We start from the raw sequence: 19,025 nt of genomic DNA, 5'->3' as shown, positions 1-19,025 counted from the left end.
AGCGGCTCATCCTTGAGCCGGCGTTCGAGGTTGACCAGCTTGCCTTCGGCACGGCGGCGGCCAAGCTCGCCCTTCTCGATGGTGGCGACGCCTGCAGAGTCATAGCCGCGATATTCGAGCCGCTTCAGCGTTGCAAGGATGAGCGGTGTAACGTGCGAATGGCCGACGATTCCAACGATACCGCACATTGCCCGTCTCACTTGATGCTCGGCACACACCTTGGCAGTCAGACGGTCGACAATTATCCTTATATGTCTGAATGCTAATGTTCCAACTGTGATTCTGCTAATGCATTTGATAAATTAGGTTAAATTGATTGTTTCAATGCATCCAATCCACGACATGGATAAACGAGCTGATGCGTTTCAAGGGACTTGATCTAAATCTCCTCGTCGTGCTCGATGCGCTCATGAACGAGCGCAACCTGACTGCTGCCGCGCGCAGCATCAACCTGAGCCAGCCGGCCATGAGCGCGGCCGTCGCCCGGTTGCGCGACTTTTTCCGCGATGAGCTGTTTACGATGAGGGGCCGCGAACTTGTCCCAACGCCTCGTGCCGAAGGGCTTGCTCCCGCCGTCCGCGAGGCTCTGCTGCACGTCCAGCTCTCCATCATTTCCTGGGACATGTTCAACCCAGCTCAATCTGAGCGTTGCTTCAAGATCGGCATTTCCGACTACATGACGCTCGTATTTTTCCAAGCGGTCGTGCAGCGCGTCGCGCGAGAAGCTCCCGCCGTCAGCTTTGAGTTGCTTTCTCTCACCGACGACCCTGATGAACTACTCCGGCGCGGTGAGATCGATTTCCTAGTCCTTCCAGACGTGTTCATGTCGAGCGCACATCCTAAAGCAGCACTGTTCGACGAGACATTCGTGTGCGTGGGCTGCCCCACCAACGAGCAGCTGTCAGGACAGCTTACATTTGAGCAGTACATGTCGATGGGGCACGTTGCCGCCAAATTCGGGCGTACCCGGCAGCCATCTATCGAAGAATGGCTTTTGCTCGAGCACGGTATCAAGAGACGTCTCGAGGTGGTGGTGCAGGGGTTTAGCATGATCCCGCCCTTGCTACCGCATACTGACCGCATAGCGACCTTACCATTACGGCTGGTCAAGCACTTTGCAAAAGCAGTGCCCCTGCGAATTGTCGAACTTCCGCTGCCACTTCCCGCATTCACATTGGCCCTCCAATGGCCTGCGCTTCACAACAGCGACTCGGCAAGCATTTGGATGCGGGACATTCTATTGGAGGAAGCATCCCGCTTGGCTTCTCCCCAGGAGACCGGGCCCCTCAAGACCTCCTAGTTCAATGGGTGACGGCAAGTAACACCAACGGAAGGACGTCCGTCCGGACGTCCTCGCCCGCAACCCATCAGAACGGTGTTTGCATTCCAGACACATTTGGGCGTCCCGACCGCGAGGTAAACTGGTGTCGTGGCATCAGCAACGTGTTTCGAAATCATGTCTCGCGTGATGGCCCTTCACGCCCAGCATACGCCATTGCACTCAACAAAGCTTCCGCTGCGCATTTGGTTGAAGGCTATGTGGCTATGCTGCAGTCGGACAACGGCTTAAGGCCTCCGATCGTTCGATATAATCTCCATTTTGGATAGACAACGTTTTCCTCCCCCTGCCGGGCGCCTGCGCGCTGATGGGCGCGCACCGGGTGCTCGTGAACCGAGCCCGCTTGTCTTCGCCAGGCTCAAGCGGTCTCGGCCATCCGGCTTCGCCCCCTGGCACAGCAGCCTGACGGCTGCTGACGGTCGCCGTCCTTGCGGCCGGCGCGGTCTGTTGGTCAGGCCTTCCCGGCGGCGCGGGGTGGGCGGCACTCCCTTCTAGGCCCGCCGCGGCAGCCCGCAACCCTGCGCTTGCGCTCCGGGTCCTCCACATCCGTTCCGGTCCTTCGGATGCAGTCCGCCTCTGACGGCGGGCCTTTCCGGTCGCGTCTCGCCGCCCACCCCACTTCCGGGGAAGGGCGCGCAGGATTTGCGAGCGGAGGACCAAACCATGCATGCAACCGGCAAGCGTTCTGCCCGTGCCAAGACGGGTGCGAAAAAGGGCCAGCGCCCGAGCGCGAACCTCTATTCCGAAATCACCGAGCGCATCATCGCCGATCTGGAGCGGGGCTGCGTGCCTTGGGTCAAGCCTTGGGGCAGGGCCAAGGCTGCCCTCGGCCTGCCAAGGAATGCCGCCACCGGCCGAACCTATTCCGGCATCAACATCCTGATCTTGTGGGGCGCGGTCATCGAGCGCGGCTATCCGGGCCAGAACTGGCTGACCTTCCGGCAGGCGCTTGCCCTTGGCGGCAATGTCAGGAAAGGCGAGCACGGCACCACCATCGTTCATGCCGACCGCTTCATTCCCAAGGATGAGAAGCAACGCGCCAAGACCGAAGACGACGAGCCGCAAGCCATACCCTTTCTCAAGCGCTTCACCGTGTTCAACGTCGCGCAATGCGAAGGCCTGCCCGAGCACCTCTACGCCGAGGCCGAGCCGCTGCCCGAACGCGAAATTATCCCGCAGGCCGAGGCGCTGATTGCCTCCTGTGGCGCGGATGTCCGCATCGGCGGCGAGCGCGCCTTCTACATGCCGGGCTCCGATTACATTCAGCTGCCGCCGCAGCCCGCCTTCTTCGAACAGATCAATTATTACCGCACCTGCTTTCACGAACTCGGCCACTGGACCGGCCATCCCACCCGGCTTGCCCGTGACTTCTCCGGCTCGTTCGGCTCCAAGACCTATGCCCGCGAGGAATTGGTCGCCTTATCTTGACAGTCTGCACCGACTCCCAGTGTCCTGCTGACGTCGATGCAACAGGACTGACGGAGGCGTTATCCAGGCCGGCCGCAGCGCTCCCACATAGCTGGCGGAGGCCGGCCTGGATAGCGCCGGGCAAGTTGAACTCCTTCGTTGAAGCTGGCTCCCCGGATGGGGGTCCGGGGGAAGGTTGAACAACTTGTGGACAATGTAATCGCAGCTTCAAGCATCACCATTCAGGAGCGCAGATCAGCGGAGGGCCTTGATGCCCATGTCCCAATGATCCTCCGGGACGGGGCGCTGTACGATCCTGATCTGGATCGCTTTTTCCGCGACCTTCCTCTGAACGGCGTTCGCTCCCGTCATTCCCTTCGTGCCTATGGCTACGACGTTCTTGTCTGGGCTCGTTTTCTTTCGGAAGCCTGCGCTAAGACGATATGGCAAGCGGACCGGCATGATGTCCTTGCCTATCACCGCCTCCGGCGCCGCGCCGACGCCGGACAACGTATCTCCGCGGCTTCGTGGAATCGCGCCGTCGCCTGCCTCGATCGGCTATATCGCTGGGGTGTGCAGGAAGGACTGATTGCGGAAGCACCCTTCACGCATCGCTCGGTCTGGAGGCAAGGGTACGCTGGGCGGCGGGCGCAGATTGCGGCACGGAACGACGCCTATGAACCCGCCGCGCGTCGAGCGGACGTCAGTTTCGTCACGCTCGACGACTATCGGCGGTTTCGGGATATCGGCCTTAGAGGGCTTCTTCCTGACGGCCGCACACGTCCCGGCGCCCGAGATCGCAACGGGATCCGCAATGCGCTGTTCTCCGATCTCCTGGTGACCACAGGCCTCCGGCTGGAAGAAGGGTCATCTCTCTTCACTTCAGATCTCGTTTTCGCCGATCAGCGTCCGGGCCGTCAGGTCTGGGTGGATTTGCCGGATGCCCAGACCAAAGGCGATCGTGGCCGCCAGATTCTCGTCCCCGCTCGACTGCTCGAGCAGGTGCGTGCCTATGTCGATGTCGAACGTGCTCATGCCGTCGCGAAGTTTCAGCGGCGCTCGGGGTGGCAATCGATCGACCGACCGGTCTTCGTTTACCGGGAGCGGCATGCTGCCCGGCTGCGATTGCTTGAGGGGGGCGATATCGCACTCGACCTGCTCGGCCCCGAGGAACGCTGCCGGATCATTATCTGCGAGAGCGACGGCAGACCGAGCGAACCGGCGGTATTGTGGCTTTCGGAGATCGGCATGCCGGTGCAGCCGAACTCCTGGGAAGTCATTTTCGCCCGCGCTTCCAGCCGATGCAGATCCTTCGGTTTCGATATCAACATCAGTCCGCACCAGCTTAGGCATACCTTTGCCGTTCATATGCTGGCGATGCTCATTCAGCACCGCCTTCGTGACGCTGCATTGCCGGCCGGGCCTATGGAGGGATACCGGCAGATTCTCGGCGATCCTCTTCAGCAAGTCCAACGGCTCCTTGGTCATGCCAACCTCACAACGACCTACATCTACCTCGATCACATCGCGACACGCGCCGATACTGTCGATGTCGCAGTCGAGGAACTCCTGGCTCTTCTTCCCTCGGAGACCTCGCTATGACAGGGCGGCCGCGGAAGGGAACCTCAGTCCGATTTGCTCCTGCCGATGGCATTGCTCCCGCTCACGCCAGCGATCCGGTGCTCGGACTGCGCTTCAACATCGAAGCGCGCTACGGCGGCACTGTCGAAGTTGACCTTGTCGATGTGCATCCGCGGCAGCTCGCCATTGCTTTCGCAGGTGCTCTTCGTCGGCAGTCTGGACTTGGCGGTTCGCTGGGTGCGCGGAGCACTATCAAGGGACATTCGAACGCACATCTTCGGTTCTTTGCTTACATACGCGAGCACTCCACAGCAAAGACGCCTGCTGATCTGCGCGCTGCTGATGTGGATGGGTACGAGGATTTCCTTGAAGCCGAGGGGATGAAGCCCATTCATCGCCACATGGTGCTTGCCAAGACCATTCTCGCCTTGCGCTCGATCGATGCCGACCAGCCTGGCCTCCTTGACGAAGGGGTCCGTCGGCGACTGAGCTATACCAGTGCGCAATCTGCCGGCCGCTCGCGACCGCGCGACGCCTACAGTCCGTTCGTCGCAAGGCAGCTTCGCGATGCCGCCCGCGCTGACATCGGCAAGATTTTCAGACGCATCGGGAAGCCGCTCGGTGATGAGGAGGGCGACTCCAATCTTCGCAGAGTAACCGACGAAGCAAACGACAGGATCGTGGCCTCCGGCAAGATCAGTAGCGGGGACCGAGCATTCCATCGCCTGTACTTCATGAGGGCGCGCCGCAGTCTGCCTGTATCAACCTTGGCCGAAGACATCCACGGTCGTTATCATCTGCGGGCCACCGACGTTCCACCGCTTCTAACCTTCTTGTCGCTGGAGACCGGGCTGGAGATCGAATGTTGCAAGGCTTTGACGATCGACTGCCTTCAGAACCCCGGACCTGGAACTATCGAGATAGCCTATGTGAAGCGACGCGCTCGAGGCGCCGAGCACAAACATATTCGTGTGCGTGATGGCGGAATCGGAACGCCGGGTGGTCTCGTTCGCAAGCTGATCGAGGTGACGGCCTTCACGAGACAGTTCGTCCCCAACGATTGCCTTTGGCTCTACTACTATAAGGGGCGGAAGCAGCTCCGGGCGGGTATCGAGCATCCACATGAACTCGTTGATCGATGGACCGCCGGCCACGGGATTGTCGATGACGACGGAAAGCCTCTTCGACTCGTTCTTTCCCGCTTGCGCAAGACCCACAAGGCGCTCTGGTATCTGAAGACAGAGGGCCATATGGCCCGTTTTGCAGTCGGACATACGCCCGAGATCGCCGCTCGCCACTATGCGGATATTCCCTCACTCCGACCGCTGCACGAAGCCACTGTTGCCGAGGCATTTTCCGAAGTCGCGGCGGCCGCCGGCCCGATCATCTTGGCACCTGCCGATGAAGATGCCTGGCGCCAGAGCGACTCCACTTCCGAAGGACGTCGCGATGTCGATGCTCTTCTGAAAGGCGAGCAGGATGTTTGGCTGGCGGCATGCTCCGGCTTTGATCGCAGTCCATTCGGGGAACCGGGAGCGCCTTGCCCGCAACCCTTCTGGGGCTGTCTCGAATGCCGTAACGGGGTCATCACCGCGCGCAAGTTGCCAGCAATCATCGCGTTCCTGCGGTTTATTGAGGAGCAACGGGCGGGTCTCTCCGCCTCGGACTGGGCCGCGAAGTTCGGCCGCGCGCATGAGCGCATTGCGAAGCAGGTTCTCCCTGCTTTCCCGGAGAGTGTGGTTGCTGAAGCCTACCGCGAGGCGGAAGGGTACGCGCTCTATCTGCCGCCGGAGGCCCGGCAATGACGAGACCGGCGCCAACGGCTTCTACTTCCCGGCAACTCAATCTTCGCCCGGTTCTCGCAACCGCACCGCTAAAGCCCGGCTTTGATCGGGATGCTCTCTCGCGCTACGGCGATCCGAGCTGGGATCTCGGACCGGCCGTCTTTCGTGAGAACGCCCGCCGCTGTCACGTCACCGTGCATTACGGGTCGGTCGAGGATGTGGGTGTCCGCGAGGCGCTTCGCGAACTTCTCTATGCTCGGCTCAACGTCGACATGCCGGGTCACCGCAAAATACTTCCTCCCGGAAGTGTCCGGCAGGTCTTCAACCGCGCACGACGCTTCTTCGAGTTCGTGCGTGATGAACTTGGTGTTGTCGATCTTCGGCGGGTTGGCCAGCCGCTTCTGGACCGCTATGCCCGCCATCTCATCGCTGATCGCAGCCGTCGGCCCATCATTGTCGCTCACTTGCTGGAGGTCCCGGCCGATCTCTATACCTTTCGGGATCATCTTCCCTCCGGTGGCTTGTCGTTCCAGCCGTGGGCCGGAAGTGCACCAGCTCGCGTCGCTGGCTATCGTCACGTCCGCGAGAACCGGACACCGCGCATTCCCGAGGCGATCATATCGCCGCTGCTGGCCTGGTCGATCCGGTACGTCACCGAGTTCGCTTCCGATATATTCGCTGCGCGCGAGGAGATGGACCTTCTCGAAGCCCGCTGCGCGGCCCTCGTCGAGGCGGATCGCAGTCTCGATCACCGACACCGACGGCGCCAGCAGCGTAAGCGCCTTGAGGACTATTTCGCGCGGCTTCGCAGTGAGGGTCGCGGGGTGCCGATCTGGGGCACTGCCCATAACGGCATATTTCTCCGACACCCAGAGACAGGAGACGCGTCCCCGCCTGTCAACTCGCATCTGCTTCACCTTCACATTGGCATCGACGCCCAGGCCGAACCAAAGATGCATATTCAGTTGACCGCCGGTGCACCTCGTCAGATTAGAGCTGCGTTGCTCGAGCTCGGTGTCGAGACCGGCGGCATGGATACACCCATCTCCATTCTGCCCGAGACGGGCATGCCCTGGCGGCCTCGTTTCGACGCCAAGACCCTCGCCCAGGAAGAGAGGATGCTGCAATCGGCAGCCTATATCCTATGCGCCTATCTGACCGGCATGCGGGACTGCGAGGTCCAGGCGATGCAGCGCGGATGTCTTTCCCTGACGCGCAGCGAAGACGGTATGGTCATGCGCCATCGCGTGCGGTCAGTCGCCTACAAGGGCAAGTCGAGTCAGGGTAAGCCGGCCGATTGGATCACCATCGAGCCCGTAGCCAAAGCTGTCGAGGTTCTGGAACGCTTGTCTCTCCGGGCCGCATCCGCGCGCGGGCTGACAACGCTCTGGCCGGTGCTCGCAGCCAAATCGGTCTGCAAGGATTACCTCTCGGCCGAGATCGTCCGTCAGCTCAATCGTTTCCGTGATCATCTCAACGACTTGTTCGGCACGTCTAACCAACCCGCGATTCCCGATGGCCCCGAGGGTGTGCCGTGGCGGATCACGACGCGGCAGTTCAGGCGCACGATCGCATGGCACATTGCCAACCGCCCCTTCGGCACGATTGCCGGCATGATCCAGTATAAGCATGCCTCGGTCGCCGCTTTCGAAGGTTATGCCGGCTCCAGCCGGTCTGGATTCCGGGCGGAAGTCGAGAACCAGCGTAGCCTCGGCCAGCTCGACGACCTGCTCACCTATTTCGTCGAGCGACAGACCGGAGCCACGCTGTCCGGACCCGCGGCGGCGCGTATAACGAAGACGCTCGATAACATGTCGGACGACCTCGGTCCGCTTCCGGCCATGATCGCCGATCGTGCCCGGCTCCGCACCATGTTCGCGAGCCTCGCGCGAACATTACATGTCGGCGTGCTGGCCGATTGCTTCTTCGATCCCGGCACGGCTGCCTGCCTGAAGCAGGCCACCGGAGCCAAAGGCCCTCTGACCGCGCTCTGTCAGCCGACCCTTTGTCCTAATGCCTGCATCACCACGCGACACCGGCCAGCATGGGCCCGTTCAGCAGAGGAAGCCGCAAGCCTGTTGAAGGAGAAGCGGCTGTCCCAGCTTCAACGAAGCATCCTTCAGCGGGACCTTGAGCGAGCGAAGACGGTCCTCAGCAATATAGACAGGGGCCAACCCGTGCCCGGCTCCTGAGGGGAGCCTGGTGTGCTCCTGCGCCGGTGGCGCGCCCGGCGTGGTCGAAGCGCGCGATGCCCGGCGCATCCGCGCAACGGCTGATCGCCGTCCTCCGCTTACGCTTCGGCTCTGCGAGTGCGCGGCCACACCTGAGGCATCGCAATCCGCTGCTCCGACGTCGGGACAGGCCCCGGCGCAGAAGGAGCAATGATTATGACAAGACAAAAAACCAGGAACAGCCGCCCGAGCGGGCGGCGGGAGAGGAAGAGGACGGTCGGAGTCGGGCGGTCGGTTGAGGAGGCGAGAGAGGCTCGCGCCGCCGGCCGAGGAGATTCCCCAATGTCCAGCTCAACCTCTGTCCAGCGCGCCGACGTCTATTCCCGCGTCACGGCCGAGATCATTTCCGCCATCGAGCAAGGCGCCGGAGAATGGCATGCGCCCTGGTTCCACAACGGAACCAGCATCGCCCGTCCGACCAACGTCTCATCCGGCAAGCGCTATCGCGGCGTAAACACGCTGGCGCTCTGGGCTGCGGGTTTCGCAGCCGGATATGGCGACGGCCTCTGGGGCACCTACAAGCAATGGCAGGATGCCGGCGCGCAGGTGCGTGAAGGAGAACGCTCCACCACAGTAGTGTTGTGGAGGGAGATTCAGGTTTCCAGGCAGACCGACAATGAGGGCGACGATGACGGGCAGCGGCGGATGTTCGCCCGTGCATTCTCCGTCTTCAATGTCGCGCAGGTCGACGGCTACGAGCGTCCGGCAACACCCACGCTGCCCGAGGCCGAACGCCTCGCCCATGCGGAAGCGTTCATCGCCAACCTGGGCGTCAAGACCGAGTTCGCCGGGTCGGAAGCCTATTACCGTCCATCGACCGACACCGTATCCATGCCGCCGTTCACGTCGTTCCGCGACGCCGCGTCATTTTATGGGGTGTGGCTCCATGAATGTGGGCACGCCACTGGCTCCAAGCACAGGCTCGACCGCGATCTTTCCGGCCGCTTCGGATCGGCGGCCTATGCCGCCGAAGAATGCTGCGTGGAAATTCTCAGCGGGCTCGTCCTGGCTGATCTGGGCATCGCTCACCATCCGCGCCCCGATCATGCCGCCTACGTTGCCTCGTGGGTCAAGGTCCTGAAGGACGACCCCAAGGCCATTTTCACCGCCGCCAGCAAAGCGCAACAGGCAGCCGACTGGATGCACGCGCAGCAGCCCCAGGCAGAGGAGATGGCGGCATGACCAGCATCGTCTTCACTACGAAAAAATTTCAGTTTAGGGCTGGACTGTCAGGATATGTTGCCGAGATTGCCGCAGCGTTTGTCTGCACGACGCTCGGCATCGAGCCGACCGTGCGCCATGCCGATTACATCGGCTCATGGCTTACGGTGTTGCGCGAGGACAACCGCGCCATTTTCCGCGCTGCCAGCCTTGCCTCAAAGGCCGCCGATTTTCTGCTTGGCTTTCAGGCCGACGCAGAAGGCGAGACGCAGGAAGGGCTCGCGGCATGACGGCCCGCGATCCCGATTCCCTGCAGACCGAGCCGACACCAGAAGGCGAGCAGACGCTCGTTCCCGGCGTCCGTCCGACCTCCCTTCGCCCGCCGAAGCGGGCTTCGCGAAGGCGGGTCACCACGCGCGACCGGCTCGCCGTCCTGATGGATGCGCCGATGCGTTCGCGCGCGGCGCAAAAGCCGCGCGATATCGGCCTCTTCGACAAGGCCTCCCGAAATCAACTCACCCTGTTCTGACGAGGAGTTTTGCCATGATCCTGATTACCAACGCATTGCGCGCCCGGCTGCTCGGCAATGGCGCCGCCGAGACCGAAACCGACCATTTTCCCGTCCTCAAACTGTTCAATCCGGCAGGCGCGGCGACCTGGCTCCTGACCGAACTGGACGCCGACGGCGACACGCTGTTCGGCCTTTGCGACCTCGGCTTCGGCTTTCCCGAACTCGGCAGCGTCAGCCTTGCCGAGCTTGCAAATGTCAGGGGGCCGCTTGGCCTCGGCATCGAGCGCGATCTTTATTTCCGAGCGCGGTTTCCGCTCTCGGTTTACGCCGAAGCCGCTCGGCTCTCCGGCCACATCACTGAAGCCGAAGGGCTTTTGCGGCAGACCGCCGCCGCTCTTTCATTGCCCGTTTCCGAGCTTCCGCCCGACCCGGCGGAACATGAGCGCCGTTAGGCGCGAACCGTTCGCGCCGCTCGGCCCTTCGGCCTCGCGGCGGGAAAGTTCCACCCACAGCCAAAGGAGAAAAATCATGCAACTTGCCCACGTTTCCATCGACCAGTTGAGCGTCTCGGCCATCAACATGCGCCATTCCAAGCGCGCGCCCGACATTTCCGACATCCTGCCATCGGTCCGAGCGCGCGGCGTGCTGGTGCCGCTTCTGGTGCGGCCCAATGGCACCCCGGAAACCTTCGAAATCGTAGCCGGACGGCGGCGTTATTTCGCGGCAAAGACAGTCGCCGACGAGCGGGGCGAGGCCGAGCCCTTGCCCTGCGCTATCATGGAGGAGGGCGACGACGCCGATGCGCTCGAAGCCTCGCTGATCGAAAACATCGCCCGCCTCGATCCCGATGAGGTTTCGCAATGGGAAACCTTCACGCGCCTCATCAAGGAAGGCCGTGGCGTTGCCGATATCGCCGCTACCTTCGGCCTCACCGAGCCTCAGGTGAAACGCATTCTGGCGCTTGGCGATCTCTTGCCGAAGATACGCGAAGCCTATCGCCGCGAGGAGATCGACGCCGAGACGGTGCGCCATCTCACCATGGCCTCCAAGGCGCAGCAGAAGGACTGGCTGGCGCTGTTCGCCGACCCCGACCACCGCGCGCCGCGCGGCTTCCAGCTGAAACAATGGCTGTTCGGCGGCCAGTCGATCTCGACCAAGGTGGCGCTGTTTTCGGTCGAGGATTATCCTGGCTTGACCGTTTCCGACCTGTTCGGCGAGGAGAGCTATTTCGCTGACGCCGACCTGTTCTGGCAAAAGCAGAACGAGGCGATTGCCGCCCGACGCGATGCCTATATTCAGGCCGGATGGCGCGAGGTGGTGGTGCTGGAACCCGGCCAGTACTTTCATTCATGGGACTACGAAAAGACGCCGAAGAAAAAGGGCGGCAAGGTCGTCATCACCGTCTCGCATCGCGGTGAGGTCGATGGCCATGAAGGCTGGCTGTCGCGCAAGGAAGCGCGCCGCGCCCGCGCGAATGGCGAGGCCGGCGAAGGCGCGGAGGATGCCGAAGCGCCGGCCAAGCCGTCACGGCCCGAACTCAGCGGCCCGATGCAGAACTATGTTGATTTGCATCGTCACGCCGCCGTTCGTGTCGCCATGCTCGACCATCCGGGCGCGGCGCTCCGCGTGATGGTGGCGCATGCGATTGCCGGTTCGAGCCTCTGGCAAGTGCGCGTCGAGCCGCAGCGCGCCGCCAACGAATCGGTCGCGGCGAGTATCGCCGCAGGCCGCGCCGAAGCCGCTTTCGCTGAAAGACGCCGCGAGGTTTGGGCGCTGCTCGGGTCGCCGGACGAGGAGGGCGCAATAGCCGGCGGTAACAGTGATGACTTTGCTCTCGCCAGCATCTTCGCCCGGCTGCTTGCGTTGTCCGATGACGATGTGCAGCGTGTTCTGGCCCTCGTCATGGCCGAGACGCTTGGCGCAGGCAGCGCCATGGTCGAGGCGCTCGGCAATCATCTGAATGTCAATCTCGGCGCTTGCTGGCAGCCGGACGATGCTTTCTTCGACCTGCTGCGCGACAGGGAGGTCGCCAATGCGCTACTTGCTGATATCGGCGGCAAGCTCGTCGCGGATGGCAATTCATCGGAGAAGGTGAAGACGCAAAAGACCATCATTCGCGACTTCCTGTCCGGCGAAAACGGCCGGCAAAAGATCGATGGCTGGCTGCCGCGCTGGATGAAAGTTCCCGTCGAAAGCTACACGGATCGAGGCGGCTTCCGCACCGCCGACCAGTGGTTGAAAGTCCGGCCGCTGTTCGTGGCCGAGTAATCCCAAGCAGGCGGGCGGCGACGTTCTGGACGCCGCCGCTCGTCCACCTTGTGAGGCAGCATCGACTGCCCGGCAAATCTCCCGCGAGCGCCGCGCCCGCTCCGATTTCAGCTTCAGCCCCGACAGGCTCGCCCGCTCAGCAGACGCGCCCGCTCATGGGGACTCTGGCGCATGCTGTCTCGGCTCGATCTCGATATCGGCACGCCATTTGTGCGTCAGCGACCCTCCCATCGCCGTTGTCTTCTGCCGGCTGCACCAACCGCGTCTCCCGGCCGTCTCCAAGCTCTCTCCAAGGACCATTCCCCTGCCGCTGGCTTGTTGACCTATGGGCGGATCCGGCCCCCCGAAACCCTCGGCCGCCAGCTTTTTTCCCCGCCGCCTGCGGCGGCTTCCTCGCGCCGCTTCGCTTCAAAAAAGCTACCGCTCGGGTCCTCCGCTGCCGCTGCGGCCCTGACGGGTTCGGACAGGCCGGACGCGCCCATCACGGTCCGCCATCGCAGGGGAATGGTCCCCGGCGAGCACCAAAAGGAGACTTCCAATGACCGCGATCGGCTACGTCACCAAGCAGGACAACGGCGGCTACAAGGGGCAGCTCAAGACGCTCAGCGTCCGTGCCGACATCGACATCGTGCCCAATCAGGCCAAGAGCGCCGATACCCATCCCGACTTCCGGGTGCTGACCCAAGGCGTCGAGGTCGGTGCCGGCTGGATCCGGATCGGCGAGGCTTCCGGCAAGGATTATGTCAGCCTGTCTATTGCCGCACCCGAGTTCGGCCCGCGCAAGCTCTACGCCAATCTCGGCCGCGCCGCCGGCCAGGATGACGACGACACCTACGCCATCATCTGGAACCCGGTCGACTGACCGGCAGGTCAGAGAACTCCCGCGCCGCCAGCGGCGCGGGAGCGTTTTCGAAGCGATCCAGCTGCACATCGCTCGCCGCATGGGCGGCGAAAACTCCCAGCCGGCTCTTCGCCCGTCCCGCAAGCGCCCTCGCTCGCCGGGGCTCTCAGCGCACCCTCGAAAAGATGCTAATCGAGGAGCTGGACGACGGGTAGAAAGGCCGCCCGCAGACTCCGCAACCCGATGTCGGTCACGACAGCTCCGGAAACGGCAACCGGTCATGATCGGGCGGCCTTCTCTCCATCCGATCGGGGCCGCTTGCTGTGCGCACAAGACGCTCGCCGCTGCAGCCACCGGCCTTGGCGTTCGCCGACCTATCGACCTGGCTCTGGCTCATCTGCAATGTGCTTGGACAGGCTGCCGACCTTCGCCTTTGTCTGGCCTGCTCGCCGGTGAGCTTTTGCGCAATCTCGCTTTGCTGTCGCCCCGCGCTCAGGCCGGATCGCAGGGGCGATATCCGCGCCGGCGTTTGGCACGTTGAAGCTTCACCGACGCGGTGACTGCATCGTCTTCGCTATCGAAGGTTTCCATCATCGACTGGCCGTTGGTTCCGATCCGGCCCCAGTTACGGATGACCGATGCATCACCGAACAAGGTCGGTTGGATGGCAAGCGTATAGAAGCGCCGCATGTTCTGCGACGGGTCTATGCGGCGAAGATGAACCGGGCCTGCCGCGTCGTTTTCCATGGCCGGAGTTTCGCGTTCTTTGAAAGCGGCGTCCAACGCGTTGTTTGAATCGAAGCGGCTCGACCGATTCATTGTGGTTATGAATCGGCAACCACAGGTATCCCTAGACGCCAGCGCCTGCGCCCGTCGGTTCGCCCAAGAAATGCATCATCGCTTCCAGCGACAGCGGCGTCAGCTCTCGCCCTTCTCGTCTTTACGCTTCCGGCGGCCGATGCGGATACGCCGACTACCGGGCGACTGCGCTCTCGCACCAAGCTGAAGTCTGCACCTTCCAGCGCCGGGCCAGGTCCTTCTCGGCAAGCCGATCACCGAGCGATCTTCAGTTTGCGGCCAAGGCGGTCCTCATCTCATCTGCCACCAGCGCATCGTCGGCGCCTACGTCGGGTCCGCGCACGGCGCCGGCCAGTTCTACTCCCGCGTCGTCACCGAGGCTCGCCATGCCACCGCCAAGGCGGCCAATGACGTTCGCGACGAGGATCTCGATGGACCGGTCGGATATGACAACGCCGCACAGCGCAAGCGCGAATTCGCAGCCGACATGGGCATCCAGGCCCACTCCCTCCGCATGGGAGCGGAAGGTGCAGTTGCTGCCTACTAACGGATCGTCGGCGAGCAGTCGAAGCCTTTCGAGCGTCCTGTCGAGAACCCCGGCCAGACCATCGACCGCAAGGCGGCAGAGCAGCAGATGTCGGCTCTCGGCTGAGCTGTCGCTGGGCAAGGTTCAGGCCTTGCCCATCGTCCCCGGCCATCGCGCGGATCCGCCGTCGCAAGTTGTCGTACTGTGACGCCGCCTCTACGCCGCCGGCCTGCCCCGCCGAGCGCTGGCAGATCAGCCAGATATGCCCGGTTGGATCGAAGATCGAGGCCCCTGTCCCAGTCCACGGCGCTCTTCATCTGGCCGCGCAACCTGGCCGAGGTGGAAGAGCTTGAAGACGGGCTTGCATGGGTCACAATAACGGGGCGGCTTCTAGGCTTGCGATTTAAAGCGAGTGTTGTAATATACAGCAATAACAGCAAATGCAGGAGACCGAGATGGCGAAACCCGGTGGCACCTACTCGACCAGTGACCTGTCGCGCAAATCCGGTGATATCATCGCTGAGGCCATGCGCCATCCTGTGACCATAACGCAGCGAAAAAAGCCGCGCCTGGTGCTTCTCAACATTGAAGACTATCGGCGCCTGCGCGGCAGCGCGGACAGGCGCGCCGTCGGCACAATCGACACCATGTCCGACAGCCTGCTGGAGGAGTTCGAGAACGCGGTCGAGGCCTACGCCGATTCAGAAGAGATGCTTCAGCCGTGAGCTTCGAAGATATCCAAACGGCCAGCGTTATCCGCTATCCCTATCTCTGGGCGCGGGAAGCGGCGAGCGGTGAAACAGAGGGCCGCAAGAGCCGGCCCGTCGTGGTGGGCGTCCGCCTGGTCCGCGCCGAAGGCGACCTGGTCCTGTTTTTCCCGATCACCACCAAACAACCTGGGCCGGGCGGCTTCGCTGTGGAACTGCCCGATATCGAGAAGCGCCGAGCCGGCCTCGATGCCGCGCTGCGGCTCTGGATCATTTTTGACGAGTACAACACTGATATAGTTGGTCAGTCGTTCTATCTTGAACCCGATCCGCCGCTCGGGCGGTTGAGCAAGGCGTTCTTCCTGCCCTTGGCCCGCGAGTTCATCGCCCGCCGAAAAGGCCTGGTTGGAGTGAGGCGAACACGGTAGTCAGGTTCGGCCGCCTGTCGTGATCTCGGCTGTTGGGCGCGCTCCTGATGGCTGCCAGCGCGCAGCACCAGCTTGAAAAGGGTTCGATGTCGCCGCCCGCCACTGCGCTCGGGTCAGGTCCGCGATACGGCACGAGGCTGAACGGGTGATACTCACCCCCCCGCCACGCGGCCCATCGCCATGCGCCGTTAAGCTGATCTCCCAGGAGCGAAGTGGCGAGGCCGCCTGATTTTGCCGACTCGATGCGTTGGAACCAAGGAGTTCTTAAAGTGCGTTGGCCGGCAGAAGGTGAAGCCTCTTGTCCGGCGGTGCCTCGACGCTCACCGTCAACGTGCTGAACCCGGGCCCGCGCCGTTCTGGAGCGGCTTGCGCGATCTGTTGGAACAGGAGCGGCGCCGACCTGACGATCGTCAGGCACCGGACAGCCCGCAATACCGACTTTGAGGAGAACGCCTTGTAAGGCGGCGACCTCAACGACTCGCAATCTGCCGAATTTTGATACTTTACTTTGGATGTCGCGCCTTGCAATCATGCCAAGCGAGTCTGAACGGAGGGTGCAACCGAGCACAAAAAAACCGGCGCGGAGGCCGGCTTTTCCAGGGAATAGGCTACAGGAGTTGGCGCTCCTGATCTCGCCCGAAGATTATGCGAGACGGTAGCCGGTCCTTCCCGACATTGCAAGAGAAATTGCGCTTCCGCGCCACGGCTTTGTACGGCCTGGCGAGAGGAAAGAGATGGATCTGTATTCAACGTTGAGCCTATGGCTCACGAACATCCGGGCATTGGTCGAGTTGGACGACTTTTGCCGCCAGATATGGAAGCTCTACGGCGAGGAATCGTTGGGCGAGGATGATGCGGAGCGGCTTTGCGAGAAGGCTGCCCAGCACCGCGCCAACCTCAACAAGGCCCGCGCGGATGGTAGCGCGCTACCTCGCTCATGTTATCCGCAACGGCCCCGCAGCGAGCGAAGCCGGCGCGAGGCTGCCCGCGGCCGACGAGATCCTGTACGATGGGCGCGCAAACGGCGTCTCGCCCGCATGCAGGCTGTCCGGCCCGAGTTCGCGGGCGAGTTCACCGAAGGAGAGAGCGCCGCGCTCTACATCGTCATGTCGGACTGGCGACAGCACGGCAAATGCGACCGACCGGTAAAGGAGATCGGCGATCGCGCCGGCGTTGGGCCGACCACCGTACGCAATGCGCTGCGCAAAGCCAGCACGCTCGGTTTGCTGCGCGTCATGCAGCGCAGGCAATGGCGAGCCAGGAACCTTCCCAATCATATTGTGGTCGTGCATCGTCGTCAGATCGACTGGATTGCGAAATTTCGGCCCAATCTCGGCCTGAAATCTTACCCGACAGGCTTCAAAAAAGCGGTGTCCACAGGAAGCTTCCGCAATAAACTCAGCAGCCGACCGTTTAGCCCCAGATCCGACGGCGCTTCCGGCGGCTTGAAGCCATTCTCTGGTCACGATTGGTCGACCGGCTGACGGCCGAGGCCGCAAAAACCGCGACAGCAGAGCGATCCGAAAAGCCGCAAGAGGCTGTTGCAAAGCAGCCTTGGGGAATCGGCCGCGCCAAATCAGGCCGGTTGGTGCTGGCTATCAGATTCCTGAAACAGGAAGGTCGCCGGATCGCGACCGAGCGCCTCGCCGACGGCGGCGATCGTATCGACACTGACATTGCCGGCGGCACGCTCGAGCTTGGTGAAAGTGATCTCAGAGACACCCAGGAGCTCAGCCATTTGATAGCGGACCAGATTGCGGCGCTCACGCTCGCTGTTGATGATGGCGGCGAGGCGCGTGCGAATGGATTTTTCGGTGAGCTTGTGCGCCCAAGGTTCCACCTCAGCGCCGCCGCCCAGAAGTGTCGCGATCGACACCTGGAGCGCCTGGGCCATGTGTTCGAGGGTGCGCAGCGTCACGTTGTTTCGCTTTTTTGTGGTCCGAATGTACGTGCGGTACGCGAGCCCTTGACCGGGTGCCGTTTTGAACAGTTCCGCCATGTCTTGATGGCGAAGCTTTCGCTTACGGCGCTCGGCGTCGAGAAACGCCGCGATATTGTCTCGAAGGGGGTTGTTCACCCCGCCCGCTTCATTTGGCAGCATAAACCTATGTATTCGCACGAACCCGCCTGTTCGGTCTGCCCTTTTCCTGGACCAAAATCCATAGTAAAGTGTCAAAAAGCGTCACAAAGAAAAGGGCCACGACCGTGCTGAAATATCTCGTTGTAGGCGCTGCCGCTGTCGCGGGCGCCGCGTCTCTTCCGTCCAAATCACTCGCATCCGAGTGGGGGTGTCAGGTCCTCCTTTGTCTGTCCGGTGACTGGCAGGGCACGCCCTCTTGTCATCCACCAATAGATAGGCTGATCGAAGCCATGGGATTGCCGGGCTTTTCGTGGCCGACTTGACCGCGAGCCAACTCGTCGGGCGCCCGCTTCGAGCCGTACGAGGCTTGCCCGCAGGGGTGGACGCCTTACGCGCCGGCTACCGACCGGCCGGGGCAAGGCCAAGCCAGCATGTGCCGAATCGCGGCGGCCAATCTCGGTCAGCTTGCCAGCTTTGGAATGCACCATGGTCGGGCCGACGGAAGCCCGACTGGGACCATTCAGCTCGGCGACCGCACCGTGCAGATCCAAGTTACCTATGTTTCCAGCGGAGCGCATAACGATCGAACGACCACCTATTACGACATTCAACGCCCGCGCCGCGCAAAGCCTTACTACATCGATTACGACGACACGAATGGGCTGCGGCAGCGCACCTGGTTCAACCTTAGCAGACCATAATCCCAAGTCACCCCGGGCGGCTAAATTAGTTCCATCAAAAGAGGCAGTTACCCAGATGAAAAGCGTCAACAGGTTCACCATTCATGGCAATGTCGGATCGGTAGCGCCCTTTGACAAAAGCACGAGGGTCAACATCGCCACCAATCGCAATTGGCGGGACGAACAAGGCCTTCCCAAGGAAGCTACTGACTGGGTCCAGGTGACTGTCCTGGAGGAGAAGCAGGCCACCTGGGTGGCAGAAAACGCCAAGGCCGGCGATGTCGTCTTTGTCGAAGGCCGTATCAGCAACAACTCTTTCCAACGCAACGGCGACACAGTCTATACGACGGATCTTATCGTCTCCACGTTCAACGTTTTTGCGAAGCCGTGATCATGTTCAATGCGGGAGCCTTTATCATGGCGGCGGCATCCGGAACATTGGTCGGCATAAGCGGTACGCTGGCTCTTTATCCGACACAAGACCAGCTCTCCGCAGCGATTGCGTCTGAGCCGGCGCTGTGTGCGAAATTGGCCGCAGCCGGCCTTGAGATTCCATCGCCGGCCGAGGCCTTGGAAGCTTTCCGGCGAGCAAAGAATACTCATCAAGCGACGCTGCGGCTGGGAGAGTGCTCCAAGAACACCATGGGACTGAACTGACCCCCGAAAGTTGGACACAACCTTCG

General features: G+C 62.2%; 17 protein-coding genes and 4 pseudogenes. 18 read left to right on the top strand and 3 right to left on the bottom strand.

Annotated features, from left to right (window positions below; all coding sequences use genetic code 11):
• Positions 1–188: pseudogene (locus C7I87_RS21685) on the bottom strand (glutamine--fructose-6-phosphate aminotransferase); the annotation flags it as partial.
• Positions 189–358: 170 nt separating this feature from the next.
• On the opposite strand from C7I87_RS21685, the gene C7I87_RS21680 reads away from it, so the two are divergent.
• From C7I87_RS21680 to C7I87_RS21630, 11 genes and pseudogenes are all read left to right on the top strand, one after another.
• Positions 359–1,300, top strand: coding sequence for a LysR family transcriptional regulator (locus C7I87_RS21680; RefSeq protein ID WP_149906124.1), 942 nt, complete (start codon positions 359–361; stop codon positions 1,298–1,300).
• Positions 1,301–2,002: 702 nt separating this feature from the next.
• Positions 2,003–2,758, top strand: a pseudogene (locus tag C7I87_RS21675) (ArdC family protein); the annotation flags it as partial.
• 165 nt (positions 2,759–2,923) lie between these two features.
• Entirely contained in the window at positions 2,924–4,348 is a 1,425-nt protein-coding gene (locus C7I87_RS21670; RefSeq protein WP_149906127.1) for a tyrosine-type recombinase/integrase, read from the top strand.
• Positions 4,345–6,132 carry a hypothetical protein gene (locus C7I87_RS21665; RefSeq protein ID WP_149906122.1) on the top strand — a complete coding sequence of 596 codons (1,788 nt, stop codon included), beginning with the start codon at positions 4,345–4,347 and terminating at the stop codon, positions 6,130–6,132. The genes C7I87_RS21670 and C7I87_RS21665 overlap by 4 nt, the downstream gene beginning before the upstream one ends.
• Positions 6,129–8,303: an integrase gene (locus C7I87_RS21660; protein WP_149906121.1), complete on the top strand. Its 2,175-nt coding sequence runs from the start codon at positions 6,129–6,131 to the stop codon at positions 8,301–8,303. Before C7I87_RS21665 ends, C7I87_RS21660 begins: the two co-directional genes overlap by 4 nt.
• Before the next feature lie 321 nt (positions 8,304–8,624).
• Entirely contained in the window at positions 8,625–9,524 is a 900-nt protein-coding gene (locus C7I87_RS21655) for an ArdC family protein (protein WP_149906120.1), read from the top strand.
• Between the two features lie 56 nt (positions 9,525–9,580).
• Positions 9,581–9,793 (top strand): annotated as a pseudogene (locus C7I87_RS21650) (zincin-like metallopeptidase domain-containing protein); the annotation flags it as partial.
• Entirely contained in the window at positions 9,790–10,032 is a 243-nt protein-coding gene (locus C7I87_RS21645) for a hypothetical protein (protein WP_149906118.1), read from the top strand. The pseudogene C7I87_RS21650 and the gene C7I87_RS21645, both read left to right, overlap by 4 nt.
• A 14-nt stretch (positions 10,033–10,046) precedes the next feature.
• Positions 10,047–10,466, top strand: a complete 420-nt coding sequence (locus C7I87_RS21640) for a DUF2958 domain-containing protein (protein ID WP_149906117.1) — start codon at positions 10,047–10,049, stop codon at positions 10,464–10,466.
• Between the two features lie 76 nt (positions 10,467–10,542).
• The gene (locus tag C7I87_RS21635) at positions 10,543–12,282 is read left to right on the top strand and encodes a ParB/RepB/Spo0J family partition protein (RefSeq protein ID WP_149906116.1); all 1,740 of its coding nucleotides are present in this window, start codon (positions 10,543–10,545) and stop codon (positions 12,280–12,282) included.
• 538 nt (positions 12,283–12,820) lie between these two features.
• Positions 12,821–13,144 carry a DUF736 domain-containing protein gene (locus C7I87_RS21630; RefSeq protein WP_126101826.1) on the top strand — a complete coding sequence of 108 codons (324 nt, stop codon included), beginning with the start codon at positions 12,821–12,823 and terminating at the stop codon, positions 13,142–13,144.
• Between the two features lie 471 nt (positions 13,145–13,615).
• On the opposite strand, the gene C7I87_RS21625 is transcribed toward C7I87_RS21630, so the two are convergent.
• The gene (locus C7I87_RS21625; protein WP_149906126.1) at positions 13,616–13,870 is read right to left on the bottom strand and encodes a WGR domain-containing protein; all 255 of its coding nucleotides are present in this window, start codon (positions 13,868–13,870) and stop codon (positions 13,616–13,618) included.
• 358 nt (positions 13,871–14,228) lie between these two features.
• On the opposite strand from C7I87_RS21625, the pseudogene C7I87_RS36030 reads away from it, so the two are divergent.
• The 4 genes and pseudogenes from C7I87_RS36030 to C7I87_RS21605 form a co-directional block, all read left to right on the top strand.
• A pseudogene (locus C7I87_RS36030) lies at positions 14,229–14,573 on the top strand (hypothetical protein); the annotation flags it as partial.
• A 329-nt stretch (positions 14,574–14,902) separates the two neighbouring features.
• Entirely contained in the window at positions 14,903–15,172 is a 270-nt protein-coding gene (locus C7I87_RS21615) for a type II toxin-antitoxin system prevent-host-death family antitoxin (RefSeq protein ID WP_149906125.1), read from the top strand.
• Positions 15,169–15,582: a hypothetical protein gene (locus tag C7I87_RS21610; RefSeq protein ID WP_149906115.1), complete on the top strand. Its 414-nt coding sequence runs from the start codon at positions 15,169–15,171 to the stop codon at positions 15,580–15,582. The genes C7I87_RS21615 and C7I87_RS21610 overlap by 4 nt, the downstream gene beginning before the upstream one ends.
• Positions 15,583–16,421: 839 nt before the next feature.
• Positions 16,422–17,066, top strand: coding sequence for a helix-turn-helix domain-containing protein (locus C7I87_RS21605; RefSeq protein WP_149906114.1), 645 nt, complete (start codon positions 16,422–16,424; stop codon positions 17,064–17,066).
• A 92-nt stretch (positions 17,067–17,158) separates the two neighbouring features.
• Here C7I87_RS21605 and C7I87_RS21600 read toward each other — a convergent pair whose 3' ends face one another.
• The gene (locus tag C7I87_RS21600) at positions 17,159–17,659 is read right to left on the bottom strand and encodes a helix-turn-helix domain-containing protein (RefSeq protein ID WP_246696342.1); all 501 of its coding nucleotides are present in this window, start codon (positions 17,657–17,659) and stop codon (positions 17,159–17,161) included.
• 434 nt (positions 17,660–18,093) lie between these two features.
• On the opposite strand from C7I87_RS21600, the gene C7I87_RS36025 reads away from it, so the two are divergent.
• The 3 genes from C7I87_RS36025 to C7I87_RS21585 are packed head-to-tail and all read left to right on the top strand — an operon-like array spanning position 18,094 to position 18,999.
• Positions 18,094–18,363: a hypothetical protein gene (locus tag C7I87_RS36025; RefSeq protein WP_246696341.1), complete on the top strand. Its 270-nt coding sequence runs from the start codon at positions 18,094–18,096 to the stop codon at positions 18,361–18,363.
• Between the two features lie 55 nt (positions 18,364–18,418).
• Entirely contained in the window at positions 18,419–18,733 is a 315-nt protein-coding gene (locus C7I87_RS21590) for a single-stranded DNA-binding protein (protein WP_188393927.1), read from the top strand.
• A gap of 2 nt (positions 18,734–18,735) precedes the next feature.
• Positions 18,736–18,999, top strand: a complete 264-nt coding sequence (locus C7I87_RS21585; protein WP_210250641.1) for a hypothetical protein — start codon at positions 18,736–18,738, stop codon at positions 18,997–18,999.
• Positions 19,000–19,025 lie beyond the last annotated feature (26 nt).

The organism is Mesorhizobium sp. SARCC-RB16n (assembly GCF_008520305.1).
Taxonomy (GTDB): Bacteria; Pseudomonadota; Alphaproteobacteria; order Rhizobiales; family Rhizobiaceae; genus Mesorhizobium.
Note: the sequence above shows the minus strand (reverse complement) of the source record. Positions and strands in the feature narration are given on the sequence as shown.